The sequence below is a fragment of the Pseudomonas sp. genome (genome assembly GCF_035277045.1).
Taxonomy (GTDB): Bacteria; Pseudomonadota; Gammaproteobacteria; order Pseudomonadales; family Pseudomonadaceae; genus Aquipseudomonas.
Window position 1 is genome coordinate 1 of record NZ_DATELE010000059.1, and the last position, 7,760, is coordinate 7,760.

The window sequence follows — 7,760 nt, forward strand, 5'->3', positions numbered from 1 at the left end:
ATCCCTGAGCCCTGCAACACCGCACAAGGGTGGTTCCAGATGCGTCAGTCAAACAGCGGTCTGCGTTTCGCGCGCGCTTTGTGGTGCGTGCTCATCGTGTTGCCCCTGCTCGCGCAGGCCGCTGACCCCTTGCCCGGCTGGCGCGAGGGCCCGTCGCGCATGGCCATCATGGCCTTCGTCGAGGACGTGACGACAGACGGCGGCCCCCGCCATGTCGAGCCTGCTGAGCGCATCGCAGTGTTCGATAACGATGGCACCTTGTGGAGCGAACAGCCGATGTACTTCGAACTGCTGTTTGCCCTGGATGAGGTCCGGCGCCTGGCACCCGAGCACCCCCAATGGCGCGAGGAGCAGCCGTTCAAGGCGGTGCTGGAGAATGATCAACAGGCATTGGCCGCCCAGGGCATGGATGGCCTGCTCAAGCTCGTGGCCGCTACTCATTCGGGCATGAGCACGGAGCAGTTCACCGAGGTCACGCGCAAGTGGCTTGCCAGCGCCCGCCATCCGCGCACCGGCAGGCCCTACACCGAGATGGTGTTCCAGCCCATGCTGGAACTGCTGGACTACCTGCGCGCCAATGGCTTCAAGACCTACATCGTATCGGGCGGCGAGGTGGCCTTCATGCGGGCGTTCGCGCAGGAGGTCTATGGCATTCCTCCGGAACAGGTCATCGGTACCACCTTGGACGCTACCTTCGAAGACCAGGCTGGAAAACCGAGCATCCAGCGCCTGCCCAGGATCGCGCACAACGATGATGGTCCGGGCAAGCCTGTCAGCATCGAGGCGTTCATCGGGCGTCGGCCAGTGATGGCGTTCGGCAACTCTGACGGTGACCTGCAGATGTTGCAATGGACCATGGCCGGCCAGGGCGCGCGCTTCGCGGGCCTGGTGCACCACACCGATCAGCGCCGCGAGTGGGCCTATGACCGCAAGAGCCACTTCGGCCGGTTGGACGTGGCGCTCGACCAGGCCCAGGCCCAGGGGTGGACAGTGGTGGACATGGCGAGGGAATGGCGCCGGATCTACCCCTTCGACGCGCAATGATCATTCCAGCGGGTAATCAGAGCCGCGGGAGCACAGCAGGCCGGCCGCAACCGGTGTGCCCGAAGTCGTGGACCACAGCAGTGCGTGCAGACGGGAGAGCATAGCCATGAAGTCCAGTAGAACATGGTTGTCGGCGGTCGCCCTGGCGGCCACGGCGACACTCGGCGCAGGCATCGCCAGCGCGGCGGACACGCCGAATATCCTGGTGATCTTCGGCGATGATATCGGGCAGACCAACATCAGCGCCTACGGCAAAGGGGTGGTGGGGTACCAGACGCCCAATATCGACCGGATCGCCAAGGAAGGCATGATGTTCACCGATTATTACGCCGAGAACAGCTGTACCGCGGGACGCTCGACGTTCATCACCGGCCAGGCAACGCTGCGTACCGGGCTTTCCAAGGTTGGCATGCCGGGTGTGCCGGTCGGGCTGCAAGCGCGTGACGTGACCATCGCCCAGGCGCTCAAGGCCAAGGGCTATGCCACCGGGCAGTTCGGCAAGAACCACCTGGGCGATCGTGACGAGTACCTGCCCACCAACCACGGCTTCGACGAGTTCTTTGGCAACCTGTATCACCTCAATGCCGAAGAAGAACCGGAGCGGCCCTTCTGGCCCAAGGATGACCAGGCCTTCGTCAAGGCCGCCTCGCCACGTGGCGTGATCAAGTCCAGTGCCGACGGCAAGATCGAGGATACCGGGGCCTTGACCAGAAAACGCATGGAAACCATCGATGACGAAACCACCCAGGCCGCGATCAATTTCATCGACAAGCAAGTGAAGGCCAACAAGCCGTTCTTCGTCTGGATGAACACCACGCGCATGCACGCCTTCACTCACGTGCGCGAAGCCATGCAAGGCCAGAGCGGCATGGTCGGAAACGAGTATGCCGACGGCATGCTCGAGCACGACGGTGACGTAGGCAAGCTGCTCAAGGCCCTGGATGACCTGAAGGTCACCGACAACACCATCGTCGTCTACACCACAGACAACGGCCCGAACCAGTGGTCCTGGCCAGACGCCGCGACCACGCCGTTCCGCAACGAGAAAAACTCGAACTGGGAAGGCGCTTTCCGCGTGCCTGCGATGATTCGCTGGCCGGGCAAGATCAAGCCGGACACCGTCAATACCCAGCTGATTTCCGGGCTGGACTGGTTCCCGACCTTGCTCGCCGCCGTGGGTGACACCGATATCAAGGACCGGCTGCTCAAGGGGGCCGACATCGGCGGCACCAACTTCAAGGTCCACCTCGATGGCCACAACCAGCTGGACATGCTGACCGGCAAGACCGACAAGAGCGCGCGAACCGAGTTCTACTACTTCAGCGACGATGGCGATCTGGTCGGTATGCGCTACGACAACTGGAAACTGGTGTTCTGCGAGCAACGCGCGCCCGGAGGCCTGCAAGTGTGGAGCGAGCCGTTCGTCTGCCTGCGCGTGCCGAAAATGTTCAACCTGCGCATGGATCCCTACGAGCGGGCCGATATCGTTTCGGACCAGTACTACGACTGGCTGACCAGAAACGACTTCCTGATCTTCAACGGCGTGCGCAAAGCGGCGGCGTTCCTGCAGACCTTCGTCGAGTACCCACCTAGCCAGCGGCCGGCCAGCTTCAGCGTTGACCAGATCCGCGCGGAGGTGGATCGCAAGATCGAGGAAAAGATGAAGGGTCAGTAACCCGGTGACAGACGAGCGCCCCTGTGGATGCGGGCATGGCAGCGAAACGGCCAGCCCGCGTTCAAGATCCTCCCGCTGAGAAGGCATTCGCCCATGGTTTCACCCGTGGCCTCTCCCACGCTTACCGATCACGCTCATGCCCCGGCGCGCATGCTGTTGAGGTTGCCTGCCTCGCTGCTGTTCTTGTCCGGCACCGCGGGCCTGATCTACCAGGTGCTCTGGATCAAGCAGCTGTCGCTGGTGGTGGGCGTGGAAGTGCATGCCGTGGCCACCGGCATCAGTGCATTTTTCGCCGGACTCGCCTTGGGCGGGTTGCTGTTCGGGGGCTGGGCCGACCGGCTGCACTGGCCGATACGGCTGTACGTGCTGCTTGAGCTGGCCGTCGCCTTGCTGGGGGTGGTCGCCACGCTAGGCCTGGCCCATGCCGCCGGGCCCTTCGCGCGGCTGGAAGCCGGCGCCGGCCTGCTGGCCTGGGTGTTGCCGTTCAGCCTGGTCGGGCTGCCGGCGCTGCTCATGGGGGGCACCTTGCCGGTGCTGGTCCGCGCGTTGGCACCGGCCACGGGACAGTTGGCGCAGGCGGGCGGTCGCCTGTACGCGGCAAATACCGCGGGAGCGATAGCCGGGACCTTGCTCGCCGCGTTTGTGCTGTTGCCGCGCCTGGGCGTCACGGGCAGTGCTTGCGCCGCGGCGGCACTCAATCTCATGGCGGCGTGGGGAGGCTGGCTGGCACGACGGCGCGATGCCGCGTTGCCCGCACCGGCCAAGGTTGCTTGCGCGCCACGCGCGGGGCCCGCACGGCTTGCGATCGGCCTGTACTGCATCGCCGGGGGTGTGGCGCTGGGCTATGAGGTGGTGTGGAGCCAGTCGATCGTGCCTTTCATGAGCACCCGTGCCTTCGCCTTTGCCGTGGTGCTGGCCACCTATCTGGGCGGCCTGCTGGCCGGCAGTGCCTTGCATGCCCGCCGCGCCGACCGCATTCATGACCCTTGGGGCCTTTTCGGCCTGTTGATCGCCTTCGCCGGCCTGCTGGCCCTGCTGCAGATCGCCGGCCTGGGGCGCTGGCTGGTACTGCTGCAGACCCAGGCCGAGGCCTTGGCCCTGCAGCTGTTCGGCAGCGAACTGGCAGGCATGTGCGCGCGCTTCGCGATGGCGGCCGCGTGCATGGTCCTGCTGCCCACGGCCTTGCTGGGCGCTGCCTTTCCCCTGGCCTTGCGACTGGCGGCGGACAGCGGCCATGTCGGCCGCGACGTAGGTACGGTGGTCGCGCTCAATACCCTGGGTGGGATCGTCGGCGTGTTGCTCACCGGTTTTGTGCTGGTGCCGCAGGTTGGCTTGGTGCGCACCTTGGGCGTGCTGGCCGGCATCGCAGCGCTGGTTGGCCTGACAGCGGTCTGGAAGGGTCCTGGCGTGCGGCGCCCGGCGGCCGTCGCGGTAAGTGCGGTGGCCGTGGCGACGCTGCTCGTAGCCTTTCTGATACCCCCGCAGCGGCTGGCCGAGCTGTTGCCTGGGGCGCGCAACGGTCAGCTCACCTATTACCACGAAGGGCAGGGCGGTACCGTGGCGGTGGTCACCCAAGGGCGACAGGGCCAGACCTTCAGCCGTCTGTACATTCAGGGGGTATCCAACACCGGCGATGCGATGCCGTCGCTGCGCTACATGCGCCTGCAGGCCTTGCTGCCGCTGCTGATCCACAGCGGTGAGCCGCGCTCGGCGCTGGTGATCGGTTTCGGTACCGGCATCACCGCCGGTGCGATGTTGCGGTATTCGGGGCTTGAGCGCTCGGTGGTGGCGGAGTTGCTGCCCGAGGTGCTGCAGGCGGCACCCCTGTTCAACGGTAACTACGCCGCGGTGACCGACCCGAGGCTGGACATCCGCCTGCGCGATGGCCGCCGCGAGCTGCTGCGCAGCACCGAGCGCTATGACCTGGTGACGCTGGAGCCACCCCCGCCTTCAGCGGCTGGGGTGGTCAACCTGTATTCGCGCGACTTCTACCATCTCGCCGCGTCGCGGCTGCAGCCTGGCGGGCTGATGGCCCAGTGGCTGCCATTGCCGACCCAGAACGATGAGGACAGCCGCTCGCTGGTGCGCAGCTTCATCGACGTGTTCCCGCACGCCTCACTGTGGACCACCGAATTTCACGAGATGCTGCTGATCGGCTCGCTGCAACCGCTGCAACTGGATGTGCCGCGCATTCGCCAGCGCTTTGCGCAGCCCGGCGTGGCCGCAGCGCTTGCCGAGGTCGGCATCGATTCGCCGCAGGCGTTGCTGGCCACCTGGATCACCGACCGTACGGGGCTGGAGCACTACGCCGCGGATGCCCTGCCGGTGACCGATGACCAGCCACGCATCGAGTACGCCAGCTGGGTGCGGTCCCGGGAAATCACCCGCGTCCTGCCGGCCTTGCTGGCGTTGCGCAAGGCCCCGCCCTTGCAAGGAGACGAGGCAGCCTTCGCCAGTGCGGTGAACGATCAATGGAACACCCTGGCACGCTTCTACGGCCTCAGCCTGCATGCCTACAACGGCAACCGCCAGGCCTGGGCCCGCGAGGCCCTTGAGCTGGCCCGCAGTGATGGCGGCAATCCCTACTTCCGCTGGTTTCTGGGAAGTGGAGGCGGTCAGTGAACGCTACCTCCGCCTGGGGCGTGAGCGCTGCGTCACGTTTTTAGCGTATTGGGCGTGCTGTTACAGCGCGGCTATGACCGGATCGCCGTGCTGTCGCCGGTGCTCAAGCGGCGTCATGTCGAACCAGCGCAGGTGGGCGCGGCAGAAGGAGGGGGTGCGACGATAGCCCAGTTCACTGGAAACCTGTCCCACCGACAAGGGCGTCGTGCGCAACATCTGCTGCGCCTGACGACGGCGCAGGCCATCCAGGTAGGTTTCGAATTCGATGCCGTCGCTCGCCAGGCGCCGTTGCAAGGTGCGGGGATTGAGGTCCAGCGCCAAGGACACCTGGTCCAGGGTGCAGCGTTGACTGGGCAGCAACATCTGGATCGTGCGTTCGACTTGCCCGCGCAGGCTGTTCGAAGGCACCGCCTGGTGTTCCAGGTAATAACGGACAATGGCATGCAAGGTCGCGTCCTGGCTGACAGACCCTTCCCGCAAGACGTCCGCCGATAGCACCAGGCAGTTGTGGGTTTGCCTGAACAGCACAGGGCAATCGAAATAGCGGAGATACCCAAAGGCATCGCCCAGCGCCGGGTGACGGAAGGTCACGGCCTTGGCGCGCAGCGGTGCGCCTCGCAGTTCGCCGATCAACAGCTTGGCGCCCATGACCGAGTTTTCGACGAGTTGTGGCGTTTGCCCGCACGCGGACATCCCGTCGTCGAAGTACAGCAGCGCCTGCCCCGCCCGGTGTTCCAGGCGAAGAGGGATGGCCGGGCGGTAATGGCGCTGATAGCGGATCACCGCGATCAGCGCATGGCCCACCGTGGGGGCTGACCTTGCCAGGTGCTGCAAGGGGCCCGCGAGCGTCGAACCCTGGCGCACGGCCAGTTCGAGGCCAAAGCGGGGGAGGCTCAAGGCATGCGCGCTGCCTTCGAACACCTGCACCAGGCCCAGGTAGGGCAACTGCTTGCCAGGGCTGCCCAGTACAAGGATGCTCATGCCGTTCTCCTTCTCGCGATTATCGGTGCCCCGCACCCGCGCGGGGTTACCTCAAAAACGCCAGGTCGCGCCGCCGCCGACGATGTGCAGCGCGCTGTTTTCGTAACTGCCCGACAACGTCGTGCCGGAGCGGGCCTTGGTCTGCTCGACGTCCATGTCGCCGAGCCAGATCAGGGTATAGGCCAGGTGCAGGTCGAGGCCTTCGGCGACCTGATAGTTGACGCCGGCCGCCAGCCGCCAGGCCTCGCCCATGGGGTTGTCGACCGTGCGGTCCTGGTCATCCACGGCCGAGCTGTCATAGCCCAGCCCGACACTCCAGCGCCATTGCCGGGTGGCCTGGTATTGCGCGCCCACCGACGCATGCCAGGTGTCCTTGTAGTGTCGGTCGACGGTGCGGCTGGTGCCGCCGGCATTGCTGTCGACCTCCACGGCGACCTCGCCGAAGTCGCTCCAGTCCTGCCAGTTGAGGCTACCCAGCAAGGTCCATTGATCGTCGAGCTGATGGGCGATGCCAAGGGTCACCGTCTGCGGCACGTTCAGGTCCAGCTCCAGCGTGTCCACGTTCAGGCGGCGCAGGGCGACATCGAGCAGCGGGTTGCTGATGTCTTTCAGGTGCGGCGTGTCCTCGAACTCAAGCTTGACCTTGCTCGTGTAGGCCAGGCCGACGCGGGTACGCGAATCCATCTGGTACAGCAGGCCAAGGTTGACGCCAACGCCGACATCGGTGTCCTTGTACTCGAGTTGGCCGTCCGGCCGGCTGGTCAGGCCCAGCAGGTTGTTGTTGATGGCCATCTCGGTGCGGTAGTAACCGAGCATGATGCGCGGGCCGATGCCGATGGAGAGGTCGTCGGTGAACCGGTAGGCCCAGGTGGGTTGCAGCGACACACCGATGACCGCGGCTTCCTGGGTGAAATAGCGGCCGGTCCAGTCATCGTCATAGTCCAGCGCCAGGCCGAAATTGCCGTACATGCCGAACCCGATGGCAGAGCGTTCGTCGAGCTGGTGGCTGATGAACAGGCTGGCACCGGGCAGGTATTGCAAGGCATTGCCGCCCTCGTTGCCGTCGAACTGATTGTCGGGGTTGCGCGCAAAGCGCAGGTCGCCAAGGATCACCTGGGCGTTGGCGCTGATCTGCGTGCCCTGGAGCTGGGTGATGCCGGCCGGGTTGCTCATTAGCACGCTTGGGTCGTTGGCCAGTGCGGCGGCGCCCGCGTTGGCCAGGCCGTTGCCCTCCTGGCCGGCTTCGTAGATGAGGATGCCGCCGGCCCATGCCGGGTTGGCGTTCAACAGCAGCGCGCAAGCCACTGCGAGTGTCCGCTTGCCTGGAAGACGAGGGCGGTAGCTCATGTCACAGGCTCCTTTGTCGATCGGAAGCGCTGTACCGATGGGCGGCAACTGCCAGCGACCAACGTGCTAGCAAAGCAGGGTAGCTGTGTCT

Annotated in this window: 5 protein-coding genes; 3 read left to right on the forward strand and 2 right to left on the reverse strand. The window is 65.4% G+C overall.

The genetic code is table 11. The features are described 5' to 3' along the window. Positions 1-39: 39 nt before the first annotated feature. The 3 genes from VJS90_RS02745 (at position 40) to VJS90_RS02755 (ending at position 5,341) form a co-directional block, all read left to right on the forward strand. Positions 40-1,044, forward strand: a complete 1,005-nt coding sequence (locus tag VJS90_RS02745; protein WP_324118860.1) for an HAD family hydrolase — start codon at positions 40-42, stop codon at positions 1,042-1,044. A 106-nt stretch (positions 1,045-1,150) separates the two neighbouring features. Then, positions 1,151-2,719: an arylsulfatase gene (locus VJS90_RS02750; RefSeq protein ID WP_324118862.1), complete on the forward strand. Its 1,569-nt coding sequence runs from the start codon at positions 1,151-1,153 to the stop codon at positions 2,717-2,719. Positions 2,720-2,812: 93 nt separating this feature from the next. Then, a complete protein-coding gene (locus VJS90_RS02755) occupies positions 2,813-5,341 on the forward strand; it encodes a fused MFS/spermidine synthase (RefSeq protein ID WP_324118864.1) in 2,529 nt (842 codons plus the stop codon). Between the two features lie 60 nt (positions 5,342-5,401). On the opposite strand, the gene VJS90_RS02760 is transcribed toward VJS90_RS02755, so the two are convergent. Both VJS90_RS02760 and VJS90_RS02765 read right to left on the reverse strand, forming a co-directional pair. Then, entirely contained in the window at positions 5,402-6,322 is a 921-nt protein-coding gene (locus tag VJS90_RS02760; RefSeq protein WP_324118866.1) for an AraC family transcriptional regulator, read from the reverse strand. Positions 6,323-6,373: 51 nt separating this feature from the next. Further along, positions 6,374-7,669: an OmpP1/FadL family transporter gene (locus VJS90_RS02765; protein ID WP_324118868.1), complete on the reverse strand. Its 1,296-nt coding sequence runs from the start codon at positions 7,667-7,669 to the stop codon at positions 6,374-6,376. Positions 7,670-7,760: the final 91 nt, after the last annotated feature.